Source organism: Streptomyces sp. JLYT201 (assembly GCF_059448825.1).
In genome coordinates this window covers 4,530,625-4,549,570 of the sequence record NZ_CM182551.1, presented here as the reverse complement: position 1 = coordinate 4,549,570, position 18,946 = coordinate 4,530,625, and the positions used below count along the sequence as shown (strand labels likewise).

Sequence of the window (18,946 nt, the reverse complement as noted above, 5' to 3'; positions counted from 1 at the left end):
TCCCGGCGAGGGCCCGCGTTGTCAGTGGGGGCGGCTACGGTCCGTTCCCGTGACCCATGTGACTGACACGACCGAAGCCGCCGTGACCGACACGACCGAAGCCGCGTACCTCGCCAGGACCCGTACCTCCTACGACGCCATCGCCGACGTCGTCCACGAGGAGTGGCGCGACGCGCTGGACTCCTGTCCGCTGTCCCGCGCCATGCTCACCGCCTTCGCCGAGCTGGTGAAGGGGGAGGTCGTCGACGTGGGGTGCGGGACCGGGAAGGTGAGCGCGTACCTGGACGGCCTGGGGGTGGCGACGCGGGGGATCGACCTGTCGCCGGGCATGCTGGCGCTCGCCCGTGCCACCTACCCCCACCTGCGGTTCGACGAGGGCTCGATGACCGCGCTCGACCTGCCGGACGGGGCGGCGGGCGGGGTGGTCGCGTGGTACTCGACGATCCACGTGCCGCCGCGCGAACTGCCCGGCGTCTTCGCCGAGTTCCACCGCGTGCTCGCCCCGGGCGCCCCGCTCCTGCTCGGCTTCCAGGTCGGTGACGAACCCCGCCACTACGACGAGGCGTTCGGGCACGCGGTGGACCTCGACTTCCACCGCTGGCGGCCCGAGCGGATCGCGGACCAGCTGAGGGAGGCCGGTCTCGTCCCGACCGGACAGCTGGTCCGCGAGCCGTACGAGGGGGAGCGGACCCCGCAGGCGTACGTGCTCGCCGCCCGCGAGCCCTACATCCACACCCCGGTCAGGAAGGAGTAGGCGTCGGTCAGCCTGGCCGGGCCCTGCACGAGCTTGCCCTCGCTCACGATGACGAACTCCTCGCCCCTGACGAGGAAGTAGTGCATCTCGTCGTCGACGGAGACGGCGGTGGCGGTGTCGAGGTCCGTGCGGAAGGCGTCCGGCGCGTGCGGCAGGTGGAGTTCGCCGGTGGGGCGCAGGGAGCCGTCGGTGACCACGATCCTCTCGCCGGTGAAGAACGCCACCGTCTCGCCCTTGGCGTCGGCGACGGTGGCCGCCTTCACCGGCAGCTGCTCGCGCAGCTCCCGCGGCAGGATCCGCGGCGTGTCGCTCGCCGACCGCTCGGAGAACTCCAGGAGTTCGTCGCGGATGAGGGCCGCGTGGGTGTGGCCGCTGCCCTTGCGCGCGGTCAGGACGTCCTCGTAGTCGGTGCGGAAGCCCCGGGGCGGCCGGGTGAAGTGCTCGCTGATCTTCTTCGGGCCCGCCTCGATGCCGTGGCGCTGCGAGAAGCGGATGAACTCGTCCCCGCGGAAGCCGTCGAACCGCAGGTAGGGCGCCTTGGGGTCGGTCACGACCTTCGCCATCGTCTCGAAGACGCCGCCGCCCGCGTCCAGGACGCCCTTGGCGAGTCCCGTCAGGCCGCTGAGGGTGGCGCCGATGGGGCCGCCGTGGCCGGAGACGACGGAGGCGGTCAGGGCGTCGAAGCCCTTCGACTCGCCGCGCGGGGGCACCCGTTCCAGGCGCCACGCCTGTGTGCCGAGGTCCTCGCCGAGGGCCGGGTCCGCCTGCTCCAGGGGCGCGTTCGCCTCGTGGCTGTTGCCCTTCACGGCGAGCGCCTTGCCGCTGTAGCCGTTCGTCAGCGCGTACACGTCCTCGTCGAGCTGCCGGGGGCGCCACAGCTGCGAGGCCAGCAGGTCGTCGCGCGACTCCGCGGCGCACTGCTGCACCGCCGCGCCCGCGCGGCCGCGGCCCGCCATGACGTCCATCAAGTACGTGCTGTGCACGTTCCGCAGCGTCCACGCGCCCTCGCGCGCGCTGTGCGGCCGGGCGTGCCACAGCTGGCCGTGCCGTGCCGCGCCTTCGCCGTGCAGGTCCTCCAGCACGACCTTGGCGCTCTGCTTCGCCCCGGCGCCGGGCTGCACGGTCGCGTACATCCCGCTCGCCTCGTTCTTGATGAGGTAGATGCCCTCGGATAACGCTGCCACGTCGGCCTCCTGGTACGTAGGGCTGGTACGTAGGGCTGGTGCGTCGGGCAGGGTGCGTGGGTCAGCCTAGGAGCGGGGGCCATGATCCCGATACGGCATGGTTTCGGACGTTATTGACCCTGCAACGAGGTGCCGCCCGTCCCTCGCGGGGCGCCCCTGACCCGCCCCTTCCCGATCCGGGGGGCTCCGCCCCCTGTGCCCCCCGTTTTCGGCGCTCCGCGCCTCGTCCTCAAACGCCGGACGGGCTGGAAGTTCTCGGTGCGGGCCGCATCTCGTCCGCGGACCGCGGATCGGTCCGGCCCGCACACGAGATCCGAGCCGCAGACGAGATCCCGTCCGCACCGGCAACCATCCAGCCCGTCCGGCGTTCGAGGACGAGCGCGCAGCGCGATCGAGGGCGGGGTGCCAGGGGCGGCAGCCCCTGGTTCGGGAAGGGGCGGGTCTGGGGCGCCCCGCGAAGGACGCGTCAGCGGTTCAGGTAGGCCAGGACGGCCAGCACGCGGCGGTTGGCTGTTTCTGAGGGGGGCAGGGTCAGCTTGGTGAAGATGTTGCCGATGTGTTTGGCGACGGCCTTCTCCGTGATGAACAGGGCCGCCGCGATGCCCGCGTTGGACAGGCCCTGGGCCAGGTGCTCCAGGACCTCGCGCTCGCGCGGCGTGAGCGTGCCGAAGGGCTCGTCGCGGGACCTGCCCGTGACGAGCTCGGCCACGACCTCGGGGTCCATCGCGGTGCCGCCGCCCGCGACGCGTTCGATCGTCGCGACGAACTCGGCGCCGTTGGACACCCGTTCCTTCAGGACGTAGCCGACCCCCTCGGAGCCGGTGGTCAGCAACTCGTGTGCGTACAACGGCTCCACGTACTGGGAGAGGAGCAGCACCGGAAGGCCCGGGACCTCGGTGCGGGCGGCGACGGCGGCCCGCAGGCCTTCGTCGGAGAACGTGGGCGGGAGGCGGACGTCCACCACCGCCACGTCGGGCCGCAGCCCGGTGAGCGCGCCGAGCAGGTCGGGGCCGTTGTCGACGGCGGCGACGACCTCGTGGCCGAAGGCCCGCAGGAGGCGGGCGACGCCGTCCCTCAGCAGGAAGTGGTCTTCGGCGAGGACAACGCGCACGGGACCTCCAGGGTCATCAGGGTGGGGCCGCCGACGGGGCTGCTCACCGCGAGGACGCCGTCGAAGTGGGCGAGGCGGCGCTCGATGCCGCACAGGCCGGTGCCGCGGGCGGGGTCCGCGCCGCCGTGGCCGTCGTCGGTGACCGTGACCCGCAGGGAGCCGTCCTCGTACCGCAGGTCGATCCAGGCGCGCCCGGCCCCGGAGTGCTTGGCGGCGTTGGCGAGCAGCTCGGAGACCGCGAAGTAGACGGCGGACTCGACCGGGGGTTCGGGGCGGGCGGGCAGGTCGGCCGCCACCTCGGTCCGCAACGGGCTGATCATCGCCAGGGAGCGTACGGCATCGGCGAGGCCCCGGTCGGCGAGGATCGGCGGGTGGATGCCCTTGACCAGGTCGCGCAGCTCCTTGAGGGCGGCCGTGGAGGACTGCCGGGCCTCCGCGAGCAGTTCGCGCACGGCGTCGGGGTTGGACTCCAGGAGGTGCTCGGCGGCGTCGAGGGTCATGCCCATCGCGACCAGGCGGGCCTGCGCGCCGTCGTGGAGGTCCCGCTCGATGCGGCGGATCTCGGCCAGCTGCGTGTCGGCGGCGTCGGACCGGGTCGTCCGCAGGTGCTCGACGCGGGCCGCGAGCAGCTCGGCCTCGTCGGGCGCGAGCAGCACGCGCAGATAGCGGGCGTGCCGCCGGACGACGTACGGGCCCGCCCAGAACAGGGCCAGGGGGAAGGCGAGCGCGGCCAGCGCGCCCGCGAGGACCGCCGTGGCCGTGTCGTAGACCGGGACGAAGAGGTACCAGAGGCTGCCCCAGTCGTCCGCGAGACGCGGTCCGAACACGGCGGTGCACATCCCCCACACCCCGCTGAGCAGGAACAGCGTCGGTACGAAGGCCAGTACCCCGCCCACGTACGGGTCCACGGTGACCCAGCGCCAGTCCCGGCGGACCTGGCTGCCCCGGTCGAGCAGCTGGGCGCGCAGGTCCGCGGCGGTCTCCGCCCTCGCGTACGCCACGGGGACGTCGACGTCCGACCACTCCTTCGCCAGCGCCCGCTGGCGGTCGGCGAGCGCACGGGTGGCCCGCACGGCGCCGGGGAGCAGCCGCGGGCCGAGCCCGGTGGTGAGCGTGGCGTACACGACGCCGAGCCACAGCGACAGGCAGAAGGCGCGCAGCGACAGGCGCCACAGGGTCAGGGAGCGGCGGAAGCCGGTGAGGCCTATGGGGGTCATGGCGGCCATTATCGAAGGCGGGGCGGCCCGGAGTCGGTGGTGAAAACTCCCCTCTTCGGAGCCGGAGCCGGAGCCGGAGCCGGGGCTGGGGCCGGAGTCGGGGCCGAGCCGGGGCCGGAGTCGGGGCCGGGCCCGCGGCCGGGGCGGGGCCGGGGCCGCGAGCCCGTGCGGGACCGCTCAGCGCAGCAGCAGGGCGCGGATCGCCTCCGTGACCGTCGCCGGGGACTCCTCCGCCATGAAGTGGCCGCAGGGCACCGTCCGGTGCACGAGGTCCGGCGCCCACGCGCGCCACAGGCCCGCCGCGTCGAAGCCGAGCGCCGCGCCCCAGTCCTGCTGGAGGACCGTCACCGGCATCCGCAGCCGCCGCCCGGCGGCGCGGTCGGCCGCGTCGTGCTCGACGTCCGCGAAGGACGACGCCCGGAAGTCGGCCACGATGGAGGGGACGGCCTCCCGGCACGCCGTCAGGTACGCGGCCCGTACGTCGGCGGGCAGCGCCCGCGGGTCCTTGGCCCACAGGTCCAGGAAGTGTCCGAAGAACCCGTCCGGGTCCGCCGCGATCATCCGTTCCGGAAGCCCCGGCGGCTGCGCCATCAGATACAGGTGGAAGCCGACGGCCGCGCTCGTGCCGCGCATCACGTCCCACATGTCGAGCGTCGGCACCACGTCCAGGGACGCGAGGTGCGTGACCGCCTGCGGGTGGTCGAGCCCCGCCCGGACCGCCACGAGGGCGCCCCGGTCGTGGCCCGCGAGCGCGAACCGCTCGTGGCCGAGCGCGCGGGCCAGCTCCACGACGTCCGCCGCCATGGTGCGCTTGGCGTACGTCTGTCCGTCGGCGGCCTCGGCCGGTTTGTCGCTGGCGCCGTAGCCGCGCAGGTCGGGGACGATGACGGCGTGGTCGGCCGCGAGGTCCGCCGCCACGTGGCGCCACATGAGGCGGGTCTGCGGGAAGCCGTGCAGGAGGACGACGGCCGGCCCTGCCGGGGCGCCGCCGACGGCCGCGCTCAGGTGGACGCCGTCGGCGACCGGTACGCGGTGCTCGGCGAAGCCTTCGATGCGGGGGCCGGGCCCGGTGGGTGCGGCGTCGCGGTACGTGTCGCGGGTGCTGGATGTCATGCGGTCAGCGTGCGGGGCGCGAATCAGCACTGGATCAGCGAGGGATCCGGGGAGGGGGGCGGGGGCCGGTGAGGGGTCTGGTTCCGGGGCCGCGCCGGCGCGCGCTGAGCCGTCCGGCCCCTGCGGGTACGTTGAAGGGGTGCCGGAGGAGGAAAGGGCGACGTCGGAGGCGGTGCCGGGATCCGTGCCCGACGCCGTGGCGTTCCAGGTGCTCGGGCCGTTCGGCGCCCGGGACGGCCAGGGGCGCGCCCTCGGGCTGAAGGGCCCGCGGCACCGCGCCGTGCTCGCCCGGCTGATCGTCGCCCGGCGCAGGACCGTCCCCGTGAGCTGGCTCGTCGACGACCTGTGGGACGAGCCGCCGCCGACCGCCGTCGGCACGATCCGCACGTTCGTGGGGGCGCTGCGCAAGGCCCTCGAACCGGGGCGGGCCCGGCGGGCGCCCGCCCGCCTCCTGGTCACGGCGGGACCGGGCTACGCGCTGCTCGCCGGGCCGGACGCGGTGGACGCCTGGCGGTTCGAGGCGGCCGTACGGGACGCGGGCCGCCTCCTCGACGACGGCGGCCCGGTGCCCGAGGCCGCGCTCACCGCCCTGGACGACGCGCTCGCCCTGTGGCGGGGCCCCGCCTACGCCGAGTGGGCCGAAGCCGACTGGGCCCGCGCGGAGGTGGCCCGCCTGGACGGCCTTCGCCTGCTCGCCGTGGAGCGCCGCGCCCGCCTCGCCCTCGCCGTCGGCCGGGCCGCCGAGGCGGTCCTGGACCTGGAGTCCCACGCCGAGGCCCACCCCTGGCGGGAGGAGGCGTGGGAGCTGCTGGCCCTCGCCCTGTACCGGGCGGGGCGCCAGGGGGACGCCCTGGCCGCGCTGCGCCGGGCGCGCGCGACGCTCGCGCAGGAGCTGGGCGTGGACCCGGGGGAGGGGCTGCGGCGCGCGGAGGCGGAGATCCTGGCGCAGGCGGCGGCCGGGCCCGGGGGAGGCCCGGACACCACGGCTGTCGGCGTAGGGGATGCGAGGGCTCCGGTCGTACGGGATGCGCGAGCTTCGGCCCTACGGGACGTGATGGCCCCGGCCCTAAGGGACGCGACGGCCCTACGGGGCGTGACGACGCCGGCCCTACGGGACGCGCCGGGCCTACGGGACGCGACGGCCCCGCGCGACGCGACGGCCCCGCGTGCGGCGAGCGCCGCCGTCCTGCTCGGCCGGGGCGCCGAGACCGCCGCCCTCGAAGCCGCCGCGCACACTGCCCTGCGCGCGGGCCGGTTCACCCTCGCCCTGCTCTCCGGCGAGGCGGGCGCGGGCAAGACCGCGCTGGCCGGGGACCTCGCGGGACGCCTCGGCGCGGCGGGCTGGACGGCGGCCTGGGGGCGGGTGCCGGAGGGTGCGGCTGCCCCGGCGGGGTGGCCCTGGACGGAGGCTCTGGCGGAACTCGGCCTTCCCGTAGGGGAGTTGGATGCCGCCCCCGACGGGCCCGGGGGCGGCGACCCCGTCGCGCTCCGGCTGCGGCGGCGCCGGTGGGTGGGGGACCGGCTCGCCGCCCTGGCCGCGCGCGGGCGGCCGCTGCTGCTCGTCCTCGACGATCTGCACGGGGCCGACGAGGAGTCCCTCGACCTGCTGGCCGGGCTCGCGACGGCGCCGCCCGCCGCGCCCGTGCTCGTCCTCGGCACGTACCGCGACACCGAAGTCCCGCCCCCGCTCGGCGCGTTCCTGGGGCGGGCGGCGCGGGCCGAGCCGGTGCGGGTGCGCGTGGGCGGGCTCGCCGAGGGCCCCGTACGGGACCTGGTGGCGGCCGTCTCCGGGCGGGACGTCGACGCCGCGACCGCCCGCGCCGTGCGCCGCCGCACCGGCGGCAACCCCTTCTTCGTCCGCGAACTGGCCCGGCTCTACGCCACCGACGGCGCCGCGGCCCTCTCCGGGGTGCCCGCCGGCGTACGGGACCTCGTCCGCGCCCGCCTCGACACGCTCGGGCAGGAGGCGCGCACGGTGCTGCGGCTCGCCGCGGTCGTCGGGGCGGAGGCCGACCTGGACCTGCTGTGCGCGCTCGCCGGTGACGAGGAGGTCGTCCTGGACGCGGTGGAGGCGGCGGCCTCGGCCGGGTTCCTCGCCGCGCCCGAAAAGACTGCGGAACAGGTGCGGTTCGCCCACGCGCTGGTCCACGAGACGGTGTACGGCGACCTGTCGCGGCCGCGCCGGGCCCGGCTGCACACGGCGGTCGCCGAGACCCTGGAGCGGCTGCGCCCCGACGCCGTCGCCACCGACGACGCCCTCGCCCACCACTACCTCAGCGCGGGCACGCGCGCCACGGCCGCCCGCGCCGTCACCCACGCGAGCCGCGCGGCCCGCCGCGCCGAGGCCGCGGGTGCGCCGCACCGGGCCCGGCGGCTGTGGGGCGCGGCCCTCGACGCGTACGACCGCGGGGCGGCGGAGGGGGACCCCGCCGAGCGCCTCACCCTGCTCATGGGCCTCGTTCGCGGCCTCGCCGTCACCGGCGGCCTCGCTCAGGCCCGGCGGTACCGGGCCGAGGCGCTCGCCGCCGCCGAGGCCGACGGCAACCCGGCCCTCACGGCACGCGTCATCGGCGCCTTCGACGTGCCCGGCATCTGGGCCCGCAACGACGACGAGGAGCTGTCCCGCCACGTCGTGGCCGCCGCCCGGCGCGCCCTCGACGCGCTGCCCGACGACGGGACGCGGGCCCGCCGGGTCACCCGCTGCCGCCTCCTGAGCGCCATCGCCATGGAGACGCGCGGGGACACCACGGGGGCGGGCGCCGCCGCGGCCCGCGCGGCGGAGGGGCTCGCGCGGGACCTGGCCGCCGGGGCCGGGGCCGAGGCCGGGGGCGAACGCCCCGAGCAGGGCGCCGCGTTGCTCGCGTACGCCCTCAACGGACGCTTCCTGCACACCTTCCACCGCCCCGGACTCGCCCGCGAGCGCGCCCGCATCGGGGCGGAGCTGGTCGCCCTCGCCGCCCGCCACGGGCTCGCGGGCTTCGAGGTCCTCGGCCACCTCATGCTGATCCAGGCGCACGGCGCCCGCGCCGAGTTCGCCCGCGCCGACGCCGCCGCGGCCGCCGCGGACCGGCTCGCCGAGCGGTACGGCCTGCCGCTCGTGGGCGTGTTCACGTCCTGGTACGCCGCCCTGCGCGCCGCCGTCGCCGGGCGCGCGGAGGAGGCGGAGGCCGCGTACCGCAGCGCCGCCGGGCGGCTGCGCGGCAGCGGGATGAGCGGCATGCCGGAGGACGAGCTGCTGCGCCTGGCCCTGTGGTCCCTGGGCTCGGGGGCGGACGCCGAGGTGCCGGACGCCGAGGTGCCCTACGCCGAGGTGCCCGACGCGGGACAGCTCCTCGACGTGCGGCTGTGCCTGGACGCCCGCGCCGCCGTGCGCTCCGGGGACGCGGCGGCCATGGCGGACGCGTACCGCCGGTTGCTGCCCGCCGGGGACGAGCTGGCGGGCGCGGGCAGCGGCCTCGTCGCGCTCGGGCCCGTCGCCCAGGAGCTCGGGGACCTGGCCGTGGCCCTGGGGCGCCCCGCCGCCGCCCACTACCGCACCGCCCTCGCCGTCGCCGAACGCGCCGGGGCCCCGCACTGGGCGGCCACCGCCCGGGCCGCGCTCGCGGCGGTGCGAGGATGCGGCGGTGACCTCTGAAGAGACGTACGCGTACCTACGCTTCGAGTCGCCGCAGCGCCACGAACGCGGCCACTTCCCCGGCGTGTTCGCCCTCGCCAACGGGCTCGCGCGGGCCGGGCGCCTGACCGAGGCGCAGCAGCGCTTCTGGCGCGCGGGCAACGACTGGTACGACACCGCGTACCCGACGCCCGACGCGTCCTTCTACGACCCCGAGCGGTACCCCGGCGCCGTCTCCTGGTTCAAGACCACCGCCACCCACCTCATCGAGCGGATCCCCGGCTATCTGGAACTGCTCGCCGCGCACGGAGTGCCGTGCCGCGAGGTGCGGTCCGACGATCCGGGGCGGGTGATCTACGAGGACGACGTCCAGGTCGTCGTCGTACCGCACGGCTGAGCCGCCGTACGACCGCAGGGCTGAGCCGCTGTACGACCGCACGGCCGAGCCGCCGTACGACCGCACGGTTGAGCCGTCGTACCGCGCGCCTGCGGGTTATGAGGATCCTGTCAGGGCGCGGACGCGGCGGCCGGAATCGTGTGGCGGCCACCTATGCTCGGCGCATGTGCGCATTTGTCCTGGTCGCGGAGGACGACGAGAAGCAGGCCGACCTCATCCGCCGCTATCTGGAGCGTGAGGGACACACCGTCGGCGTGGCCCACGACGGGCGCACCGCCCTGGAGCGGGTCCGGCTGCACGACCCCGACCTGCTGATCCTCGACGTGATGATGCCGGAGATCGACGGGCTCGGCGTGACCCGCGTGCTGCGCGCGGCACCGCCGCCCGGCACCGAGGCGGCCGGGCGCGGCACCGGAACGCTGCCCATCCTCATGCTCACCGCCCGCTCCACCGAGGACGACCTGCTGCTCGGCCTCGACCTCGGCGCCGACGACTACCTCACCAAGCCCTACAGCCCCCGCGAGCTGATGGCCCGCGTCCGCACCCTGCTGCGCCGCGCCAGCGGGGCCGCGCACAGCCCGGCGCCCGAGGCGGACGCGCGGGTGCTGCGCGCGGGCGGCCTCGTCGTGGACGCGCTGCGGCACGAAGTGACCGTGGACGGGCAGCGCGTGGAGTGCACGCCCGGCGAGTTCGAGCTGCTCGCGGCCATGGCGGCGGAGCCGGAGCGGGTGTTCACGCGCCCCCAGCTGCTCGACCGGATCCACGGCTCGTCGGGGTACATATCCGTCCGCACCGTGGACGTCCACATACTGAACCTGCGCAAGAAGATCGAGGCCAATCCGCGCACCCCGCGCCGCCTCGTCACGGTCTTCGGGGTGGGGTACAAGCTCGTCGCGTACCGGGACCCGGGCGCCGCCCCCTCCGGCCGGACGGCTCCCCCGGGCCGGGGCGGCGACGGGTCGGCGGGCCGTCGTGAGGCGTAGGGGCGGGGCCGGGAAGCGCGGGGCAAGGCCGCCGGGCGACGCCCCGGTCCGTACCCGCGTACCCGTGCGCAAGAGCCTGCTCACACGGCTGCTCGCGGTGTCCGTCCTCGTCTCCGTGCTGTCCATCGCCGCCACCGCCTGGCTCGCCGCGCAGACCACGTCCGGGGCCATCCGGCAGGAACAGGGCCAGGTGCTCGCCGACGACGCGCGGATCTACGACCGGCTCCTCGGCCTCGCCGCGGGCACGCCCAACTGGCGCGGCGCGGGCCGCACGGTGCGCGAGCTCTCCCAGGAGACGGGGCGGCGCATCGCCCTGACCACCCAGGACCGCGAGGTCATCGCCGACTCGGCAGCGAGCGGCAAGGGCGGCGTGCCCGGCTCCCGGCTGCCCGCGCGGGCGTCGGCGGTCGTCGACCCGCTGGCCGTGGACTCGACGCTGGCCGCGGGGCGCGACGCCGACACGCCGACCGGCCTCGGCGGCGACGCCGGCATCGACACCGGTACGGGCGCCGTCGACCGCATCGACCCGCGCGCCGTGGGCCCCTTCCGGCTCCCCGAGAACGAGCGGGCCGACCTGCGGGCCCTCGCGGAGAAGGTCGTCGGGTGCGCCCAGGACGCCGGTACGACGGTGAAGAGCGTGGAGGGGCCGAGCGGCCGCCCCTATCTGGAGATGGCGGGCGAGAACAGCGACTTCATGGAATACCGGTGCGGCGCCATCGCCCTGAACGAGCCGACGGCCACCGAGCGCAAGGCCCTCGACAAGGTCAGCAAGCTGGCCGGCGCGTGCATGCGCCGCAAGGGCAGCAAGCCCGTGAAGCTCGGCCTGACCGTGTCACGCGGCGGCTCCCCCTGGCTGTACGCGACCGAGCCCTCGCGCGGCGACGTGAAGTCGCCGGTCGAGCCCCCCAAGGAAGCCGTCGGCGGTGTGGTCCCGGCCCCCGCGCCGTCCGTCAGCGGGCCCGGCTCGACCGCCAACGACCCCGTCGCGGCGCTCGCCGCCAACTGCGTGGACAGCGCGCGCCGCGAGCAGCTCGGCCCGTACGTCTCCTCGCCCGCGCTGCTCTTCATCACCAGCCCCGACGGCAGCCGCCCCTCCGCGAGCGGCTTCCGGCTCTCCCGCGCCAACACCACGCGGCTCGTCGGGCTCGCCGCGGTCGTGCTCGCCCTGACCGTCGCCGTCACCGCCTTCGCCGCGACCCGGCTCACCCGGCCGCTGCGCGCGCTCACCACGGCCACGCAGCGCATGAAGACCGGCGAGGCCACCGAGCCGGTGCCCGCCCGTTCGGCGGGCGAGATCAGCCAGCTCGCGGCCGCCTTCAACGACATGGCGGCGCACCGCAAAGCCCTGGAGGAGCAGCGCAAGGCCATGGTCAGCGACGTCGCGCACGAGCTGCGCACCCCCCTGTCGAACATCCGGGGGTGGCTGGAGGCCGCCGAGGACGGGGTCGTCGCCACCGATCCCGAGCTCGTCACCTCGCTCCTGGAGGAGGCACTGCTGCTCCAGCACATCGTCAACGACCTCCAGGACCTCGCCGCCGCCGACGCCGGGACGCTGCGGCTGCACCGGGAGCCCGCCTGCGCCGCCGACCTCGCCGAGCAGGTCGTGGCCGCGCACCAAGCGCGGGCGGACGCGGCGGGCGTACGTCTCCTCGCCCGCGCGGAGGGCGACCCGTGGCTGACCGCCGACCCGCTGCGGCTGCGGCAGGCCATCGGGAACCTCGTCTCCAACGCGGTACGGCACACGCCCGCCGGGGGCAGCGTCACCGTCACCTCCCGGGTCGTCGCCGGGCAGGTGGACATCGAGGTCGCGGACACGGGGACCGGAATCTCCGCGGCGGATCTTCCGCACGTCTTCGACCGGTTCTGGCGCGCCGACAAGTCGCGTACGCGGGCCACGGGGGGCAGTGGGCTGGGGCTTGCCATCGTTCGTGACCTGGTGCGGGCGCACGGCGGTACGGTCTCCGCCGCCAGCACCCCCGGGCGGGGCACCACCTTCACCCTCCACCTCCCCATCACCTGACCCCACCCCACCCCGCCGCTACCGCGGCGGTCTCTCCCACCCGCCCACCCGTTCCTGCCCCGGCGACCGGGCCGGGCCCCGACCTAGCGGCTCCCCCACCGTCGTCGCCTGTCCCCGCCGCTACCGCGGCGGTTTTCTCCCGCCCGCCCACCCGTTTCTCCCTGGCGGCCAGGCCGGGCCCCGACCTAGCGGCTTTCCCGCCGTCGTTCCCCCCAAAAAAAGGGGGGCGGGTGGGCGGGGAAAACCAGCCAGTGAGCGGCAGACGACACCACCGGGCAGGCCGCGATCGCGCACAGCGTGCGGGCGGACGAACAGCTGCGTGGAGTCGGCGGATTCAGCCGGTCCGGCGTGTCGGGGGGGAGGGCGGCAGCCCGGCGGATCACACCGGTCCGGTGTGTGCGGACGAGTGCGGCAGCGTGACCCATCAAGCCCGTCCGGCGATTGAGGACGAGCGCGTCAGCGCGGTGGTTCGGCCCGGGCCGAGTGGCGGAGCCCGTCGCGGTGTTCCGGGCCGGGGCCGGGAGGTGAGGGCGGGTGGGGGAGGGGCCCAGCTGCGCCACGGGGGTGGCTGTGGGGCTCGGCCCCGGCGGGTGAGGCCGAGGGGGAGGCCCTGGTTTGGGCGGACCCGGCCGCGGCGGCGACACTCCCCCGAGCCACGCGCCAAGCGCATGCACCGTCGGGGCCAGGTCCGATGCAGGGATCAGATCAGGCCTCGCCAACAGATGGCTAACATGTGCCCAACGGCCCCCGTTTTGGCGTGGTCGTGACAGCCAACGGGGGCTGCGGGCACCACTGGGGGAGTAGGGCACGCATGGCAGGCGAGCTGCGGTTCGGGCTCCTCGGCGTGCCCGCGGTGTACGACGCCGCGGGCGAACCCCGCCCGCTCCGCAGCCCCAAGGCCCGCGCCCTGCTGACCGCGCTGCTGCTCGCACCGGGCCGCGCGGTCTCCGCCGACGCGCTCACCCAGGCGCTGTGGGGCGACGCGCCGCCCGCCTCCGCCCGCGCCTCGCTGCAGAACCACGTCACCCGGCTGCGCCGCCTGCTCGACGACCCCGCCCGGCTGCACGCCGTACCGCCGGGCTACCGGCTGCTCGTGGCCGACGGCGAACTCGACGTCCGCGTCTTCGAACGGCACGCCGCCGCGGCCCGCGCGGCCCACGCCGCCCGCGACTGGGACACCGTCGAGGCCGAGGCCGCGGCCGCCCTGTGCCTGTGGCGCGGCGCCCCGCTCTCCGGGCTCTCCACGACCACCGCGGGTGACGCCCTGGTGCAGCGCCTGGAGGAGGCCCGTCTGCTCGTCCTGGAGTGGCGCTACGACGCGGCCCTGGAGCGCACCCCCGAGCGAGGGGCCGAACTCGCCTCCCTCGTACCGGAGTTGACGTCCCTCGTCACCGAGCATCCGCTCCGCGAGGCGTTCCACCGCCAGCTGATGCTCCTGCTGCACCGCACCGGCCGCCAGGCGGAGGCCCTGGCCGTGCACCGCGCACTGCGCCGCAGACTGGTCGAGGAGCTCGGCGTCGAGCCGGGCGACGGCGTCCGCGCGGCCCACCGGGAGGTCCTCAGCAGCCCCGGAGCCCCAGGAGCCCCCGCCGCCCCCGCCGCGCGGCCGGCCCGCGCCGTCCTCGCCGGGGGCCGCCCCACCACGTCGCCGCCGGGCCGCGCGCCCCGCCCCGCCCAGCTCCCGCCCGCGCCCTCGCGCTTCACCGGCCGGGAGGAGACAGCCCGTGAGCTGCGTGAACGGCTCACGGACGGCGGTGCGGGCGCCCCGCCCGTGGTCGTGCTCTCGGGCATGGCGGGCGTGGGCAAGAGCGCCCTCGCCCTGCACGTCGCGCACGGCCTGCGGGAGCGCTTCCCCGACGGCCAGCTCTACGTCAACCTGCACGGGGCCACCCCCGGCGTCGCCCCGCTCACCCCGGGCCAGGCCCTCGCCGCGCTGCTCCGCGACCTCGGTGCCGAGGCCCGGCACGCCTCCGACGACCCGGACGCGGCGGCGGCACTGCTGCGCTCGCTCCTCGCCCCCACCCGTACGCTCCTCGTCCTCGACGGGGCCGCGAGCGCCGCGCAGGTACGGCCGCTGCTGCCCGGCGGCGCGGGCTGCGGCACCCTCGTGACCAGCCGCTCCCCGCTCACCGCGCTCGACGGCGCCGCCCGCTTCCCGCTGCCCCCGCTGTCCGCCGAGGCCAGCACCGCGCTGTTGCGCGCCGCGTCGGGGCGGGACGACCTCGGCGCGGGGCATCCGCTGGTGCGGCTCACGGGCCGCCTCCCGCTCGCGCTGCGGATCGTCGCGGCCCGGCTCGCCGCCCGCCGCGCGCTCACCCCGGACGCCCTCGCGGGCCTCCTGACGGACTGCGAGGGCCGCCTGCGGCACCTGGAGTACGACGACTTGAGCGTGCGGCGCTCCCTCGACGTCGCCCTGGAGGCGCTGCGCACCTCCGACCGCGAGAGCGACCGCGACGCCGCCCGCGCCCTCGGCGTCATCGGCGCGCTCGACCTGCCCATGTACGGCGCGCCGCTCCTCGCCCGGCTGCTCGGCGCGCCGCGCTGGCGGGCCCAGGCCGCCCTGGACCGCCTCGTCGACGTCGCCCTCCTCGAAGAGACCGCGTACGGCCGCTACGCCCCGCACGACCTCGTACGGGACTTCGCCCGCGCCCACCGCGCGCCCCGCCCCGCGGACGCCTTCGGCGCGACGGCCCTGCGCTGGTACGGCGACACCGCCCGCGCGGCGCTGCTCGCGATCGCCCCGGAGAGCCGGGACCGCGAGGACCGCCTCGCCGTGCCCGCACCCGCCACCCCCGCCCCCGGCGACCCGGCGCCCGACGACCTGGAGTGCTTCGGCTCCCTCGACGCCGCGTTCGCCTGGGCCGACGAGGAGCTGGACAACGTCGTCGCCCTCGCCGAACGGCACACCGGCGACGCCTCCGGGCTCGTACCGGCCCTGGTGCGGAACCTCCACCCGTACCTCCAGCGCCGCGGCCGCCTCACCGAGTGGGGCACCCTCGCCGCGATCGCCGTGGACACCGCGCGGCTGCACGGCGACCCGGCCGTGACGGCACAGGCCCTCACCGACCTCGCGGGCCACCGCTTCATGACGGGCCGCGCGGGCGAGGCCCTGGCCCTCAACGACGAGGCGCTCGCCCTGTGGCGCGGCATCGGCCGCGCGTCCTGCGTGCGCCGCGGCCTGAACCACCGGGGCCTGCTGCTCGACGGCCTCGGCCGCCGCGCGGAGGCCGTGGACGCCCTGACCCGGGCCCTGGACCTCGCCCGCTCCCTGGACGACCCGCTCAGCGAGGCCATCACGTTCAGCCACCTCGGCAACCTCCACGAGCACAGCGACGCCCGGCTCGCCATCGTCCACCACGAGCGCAGCCTCGCCATCGGCGAACGCATCGGCCACGCCGTCGTCCGCCAGTCCGCGCACTGCAACATCGGCTACGCCCACCTCGCCCTCGGCGAACCGGCCGCCGCCCTCGGCCACTTCGAGGTCAGCCTGCGCGTGCACGGCGAGTACGAGGACTGGCACGGCGAGTCCCACACCCGCCTCGGCCTGGTCCGCGCCCTGCGCGCCCTCGGCCGTACCGCGGAGGCGGACCGCGCCTGCGCCCTCCTCCTGGAGCGCGCCGCCCACCGCGGCGACACCCACATGACCGGCCTGGCCCGCCACCAGCACGGCCTGCTCCTGCACGCCCGGGGCCGCACCCAAGAGGCCCACGAGCAGTGGCGCTCGGCCCTCACCGCCCTGGAGTCCCTGGACGGGGCGAGCCCCAAAGTGGTGACGGAACTGCGCGAACTCACCGGCGGATCATCGAGCCCGTCCGGCGTTTGAGGACGAGCGCGCAGCGCGAAAGGGCCCGGTCCGAAGCGTGGCCGCACGCTTCACTTGGCATCGGCGTAGCACCGTACGACCCGAGTGGTGAACGGAAACCGCACCGGGGTCTCGCCGAACGCGATCCGCCCCGCCAGGTCCCCGGCCTCCCGCACGGCCGCCGCGACCTCCTCCGCCTCCTCGGCCGGGCAGTGCACGATCACCTCGTCGTGCTGGAAGAAGACCAGCTCGGCGCGGAGGTGCGCGGTGGCCCTGCGCAGCGCGGCGAGCATGAGCAGGGCCCATTCGGAGGCGCTTCCCTGCACCACGAAGTTCCGTGTGAAGCGGCCGCGGGCACGGGCGTCGGTGGAGGCGTACCCGGGGGTGAACCCGCCCTCCCGGGAGGTGTCATCGGGCTCGGCGGCGTCCTCCTGCGGCAGGCCCGCCTCGCCGAGGGCGTCCTCGCCCGAGCCGGCCGCGGGCGGGCTGGTCCGGCCCAGCCAGGTCCGGACGAGACGGCCCTCCTCGCCCGCGCGCGCCGCGTCGTCGACGTACGCGACGGCCTGCGGGAAGCGGCGGCGCAGCGCCGCCAGGTTCTTCAGGCCGTCGCCGGAGGTCTGGCCGTAGACCGCGCCGAGCAGTGCCAGCTTGGCGTGCTCGCGGTCGCCGGAGAACGCCCGGTCCGACAGGCGCGTGTACAGGTCGTCGGGGCTGCCCGCCACGTCCATCAGGCCCCGGTCGCGCGAGATGGCGGCAAGCACGCGCGGCTCCAGCTGGTCGGCGTCGGCGACGACGAGCCGCCAGCCCGGGTCCGCGACCACCGCGCGGCGGATGACCTTGGGGATCTGCAGGGCGCCGCCGCCGTTCGTGGTCCAGCGGCCGGTGACGGTGCCGCCCGGGGTGTACTCGGGGCGGAAGCGGCCGTCGCGCACCCAGTCCTGGAGCCAGGACCAGCCGTGGGCGGTCCACACGCGGTACAGCGACTTGTACTCCAGGAGCGGGCGCACGGCGGGGTGGTCGATCTCCTCCAGCTCCCAGCGCCGGGTCGAGCGGACCTTGACACCGGCCCGCGCGAACGCCCTGACCACGTCCGCGGGCAGGTCCGGACGGACCCGGTGCCCGAAGGCCGCCGACACCTCGTCGGCCAGCTCGGCCAGGCGCCGGGGCTCGCCCCCGCCGCCGTACCGCTCGCCGAGCAGCTCGGTGAGGACGTCGCGGTGGACGTCCGCGCGCCACGGCAGCCCGGCCCCGTTCATCTCCGCGGCCACGAGCATGCCCGCCGACTCGGCGGCCGTGAGCAGCCGCATCCGCCCCGGGTGCGCGGTGGTCCCGTGCCGTTCGAGCTGCTTCGCGTACACCTCCAGGAGGGCGTCGAAGGGCAGCGGCGCGGACGCGGACGGTTCGAAGAGGGAGTCCTGCGCGCCGGGCACCGCGGCGCGGGGCGGGGGGTCCGGGGGCACGGGTCTTCGCCTGCCCCGCGCCCAGGCGGCCGCCGCCGAACGGGGCTCGCCGAGCCGCCCCTCGTGCCCGAGCAGCAGCGCCTCCGCGGCCTCCACGTCATAGCAGCGCTCGACCCGGACGCCCGCCGCGAGCAGCCGGGGATAGACGTCGGCGGTGGACCGCCACACCCAGCGTCCGACCCCGGGGCGCCGCCGCACCGCCCCGGCGAGGTCGTCCTCCCGCACGGCGGGCCCGACGGGCAGCCCGTCGTCCCCGAGCTGTGCCACGAGCACCCCCGGCCCGTCCTCCGCGATGGCCCACCGTTGCGCTTCCACGCCTCGACGATCGCACCCGCCACTGACAATCGGGCCCCGGACCTGGGCGGCCGCCCGGCCGCACCCCGCATGGCCCACCCCGCGTGCCGCCCCCGGCCGCCCCTGCCACGCTCGGTGCCATGCGCGTCGCCCTGGCCCAGACCGACTGCGTGCTCGGCGAGGTGGACGAGAACCTGGAGGTCGCCCGCGAGTGCGTGGCCCAGGCGCGGGCCCAGTCCGCCGACCTCGTGGTGTTCCCCGAGCTGAGCCTGCACGGCTACCACCTGGGCGCCCTGAAGCGGGACACCTCGCTGCCCGCCGACGACCCGCGCCTGCTCGGCCTGTCCCTGCTCGGCCCGGACGTCCTGGTCGGTCTGCACGAGCACACCAGCCTGCGCGCGTACAACACGTCGGGCTACTACGCGGCGGGCGCCCTGCGGCACGCGCACCGCAAGCTGTACCTGCCGAACTACCTGGCCTGGGAGGAGCGCAAGCACGTCAGCCCCGGCCAGCATCTGCGCGCCTACGACCTGCCCGGCGGGCACGGCCGCGCGGCCACGCTGATCTGCAACGACGCCTGGCAGCCGGTGCTTCCGTGGCTCGCGGTGCAGGACGGCGCCGAGGTCATCGTCGTCCCCACGAACAGCGCGGCGAGCCTCGACCCGGAGGCGATGGACACGGGCCTGTACTGGGACACCCTGCTGTCGTACACGGCCCGCATGCTCCAGTGCTGGGTGGTGTTCGTGAACCGCGTCGGCAACGAGAACGGGGCCACGTTCTGGGGCGGTTCGCGGGTCGTGGACCCGCGCGGCACGGTGGTCGCGCAGGCGCCCAAGTGGGAGCCGGGCCTGGTCACCGTCGACATCGACCTGCACGAGGCCCGGCGCCAGCGCCGCGCGGTCCCCCTGGTCGCGGAGGCCCGCCTCGGGCTCATCGACCGCGAGGTCCGCCGCCTCATCGACGAGGGCGGCGACTCCTAGGCAGGGGCCCTGCGGTCA

Annotated in this window: 12 protein-coding genes; 7 read left to right on the top strand and 5 right to left on the bottom strand. The window is 76.3% G+C overall.

Annotation, left to right across the window (positions count from 1 at the left end):
- The first annotated feature begins 49 nt into the window (after positions 1-49).
- The gene (locus tag AC5WAM_RS18605) at positions 50-754 is read left to right on the top strand and encodes a class I SAM-dependent DNA methyltransferase (protein WP_366792198.1); all 705 of its coding nucleotides are present in this window, start codon (positions 50-52) and stop codon (positions 752-754) included.
- Here the strand turns inward: AC5WAM_RS18605 and AC5WAM_RS18600 are convergent.
- The 4 genes from AC5WAM_RS18600 to AC5WAM_RS18585 all read right to left on the bottom strand — a co-directional run bounded on the left by AC5WAM_RS18600 (position 724) and on the right by AC5WAM_RS18585 (position 5,379).
- Entirely contained in the window at positions 724-1,938 is a 1,215-nt protein-coding gene (locus tag AC5WAM_RS18600) for an RICIN domain-containing protein (RefSeq protein ID WP_495523202.1), read from the bottom strand. The genes AC5WAM_RS18605 and AC5WAM_RS18600 overlap by 31 nt on opposite strands.
- Before the next feature lie 466 nt (positions 1,939-2,404).
- A complete protein-coding gene (locus tag AC5WAM_RS18595; RefSeq protein ID WP_366792200.1) occupies positions 2,405-3,049 on the bottom strand; it encodes a LuxR C-terminal-related transcriptional regulator in 645 nt (214 codons plus the stop codon).
- Positions 3,013-4,266 (bottom strand): sensor histidine kinase, encoded by a 1,254-nt coding sequence (locus AC5WAM_RS18590; RefSeq protein ID WP_366792201.1) that lies wholly within the window; start codon positions 4,264-4,266, stop codon positions 3,013-3,015. Before AC5WAM_RS18590 ends, AC5WAM_RS18595 begins: the two co-directional genes overlap by 37 nt.
- Positions 4,267-4,443: 177 nt before the next feature.
- Positions 4,444-5,379 carry an alpha/beta fold hydrolase gene (locus AC5WAM_RS18585; RefSeq protein ID WP_495523201.1) on the bottom strand — a complete coding sequence of 312 codons (936 nt, stop codon included), beginning with the start codon at positions 5,377-5,379 and terminating at the stop codon, positions 4,444-4,446.
- Between the two features lie 139 nt (positions 5,380-5,518).
- Between AC5WAM_RS18585 and AC5WAM_RS18580 the strand changes: the two genes are divergently transcribed.
- The 5 genes from AC5WAM_RS18580 to AC5WAM_RS18560 all read left to right on the top strand — a co-directional run bounded on the left by AC5WAM_RS18580 (position 5,519) and on the right by AC5WAM_RS18560 (position 16,215).
- A complete protein-coding gene (locus AC5WAM_RS18580; RefSeq protein WP_495523200.1) occupies positions 5,519-9,013 on the top strand; it encodes an ATP-binding protein in 3,495 nt (1,164 codons plus the stop codon).
- Complete coding sequence (locus AC5WAM_RS18575) at positions 9,003-9,389, top strand: hypothetical protein (RefSeq protein ID WP_495523199.1); 387 nt, start codon at positions 9,003-9,005, stop codon at positions 9,387-9,389. The genes AC5WAM_RS18580 and AC5WAM_RS18575 overlap by 11 nt, the downstream gene beginning before the upstream one ends.
- Before the next feature lie 164 nt (positions 9,390-9,553).
- Entirely contained in the window at positions 9,554-10,372 is an 819-nt protein-coding gene (locus tag AC5WAM_RS18570; protein ID WP_366792205.1) for a response regulator transcription factor, read from the top strand.
- Between the two features lie 64 nt (positions 10,373-10,436).
- Positions 10,437-12,392 carry a sensor histidine kinase gene (locus tag AC5WAM_RS18565; RefSeq protein WP_495523198.1) on the top strand — a complete coding sequence of 652 codons (1,956 nt, stop codon included), beginning with the start codon at positions 10,437-10,439 and terminating at the stop codon, positions 12,390-12,392.
- Between the two features lie 811 nt (positions 12,393-13,203).
- Positions 13,204-16,215 carry an AfsR/SARP family transcriptional regulator gene (locus AC5WAM_RS18560; RefSeq protein ID WP_495523197.1) on the top strand — a complete coding sequence of 1,004 codons (3,012 nt, stop codon included), beginning with the start codon at positions 13,204-13,206 and terminating at the stop codon, positions 16,213-16,215.
- 50 nt (positions 16,216-16,265) lie between these two features.
- On the opposite strand, the gene AC5WAM_RS18555 is transcribed toward AC5WAM_RS18560, so the two are convergent.
- Positions 16,266-17,969 (bottom strand): bifunctional 3'-5' exonuclease/DNA polymerase, encoded by a 1,704-nt coding sequence (locus tag AC5WAM_RS18555; RefSeq protein ID WP_366792208.1) that lies wholly within the window; start codon positions 17,967-17,969, stop codon positions 16,266-16,268.
- A gap of 119 nt (positions 17,970-18,088) precedes the next feature.
- Between AC5WAM_RS18555 and AC5WAM_RS18550 the strand changes: the two genes are divergently transcribed.
- On the top strand, positions 18,089-18,928 hold the full coding sequence (locus AC5WAM_RS18550; RefSeq protein ID WP_366792209.1) for a nitrilase-related carbon-nitrogen hydrolase: 840 nt from the start codon (positions 18,089-18,091) through the stop codon (positions 18,926-18,928).
- Positions 18,929-18,946: the final 18 nt, after the last annotated feature.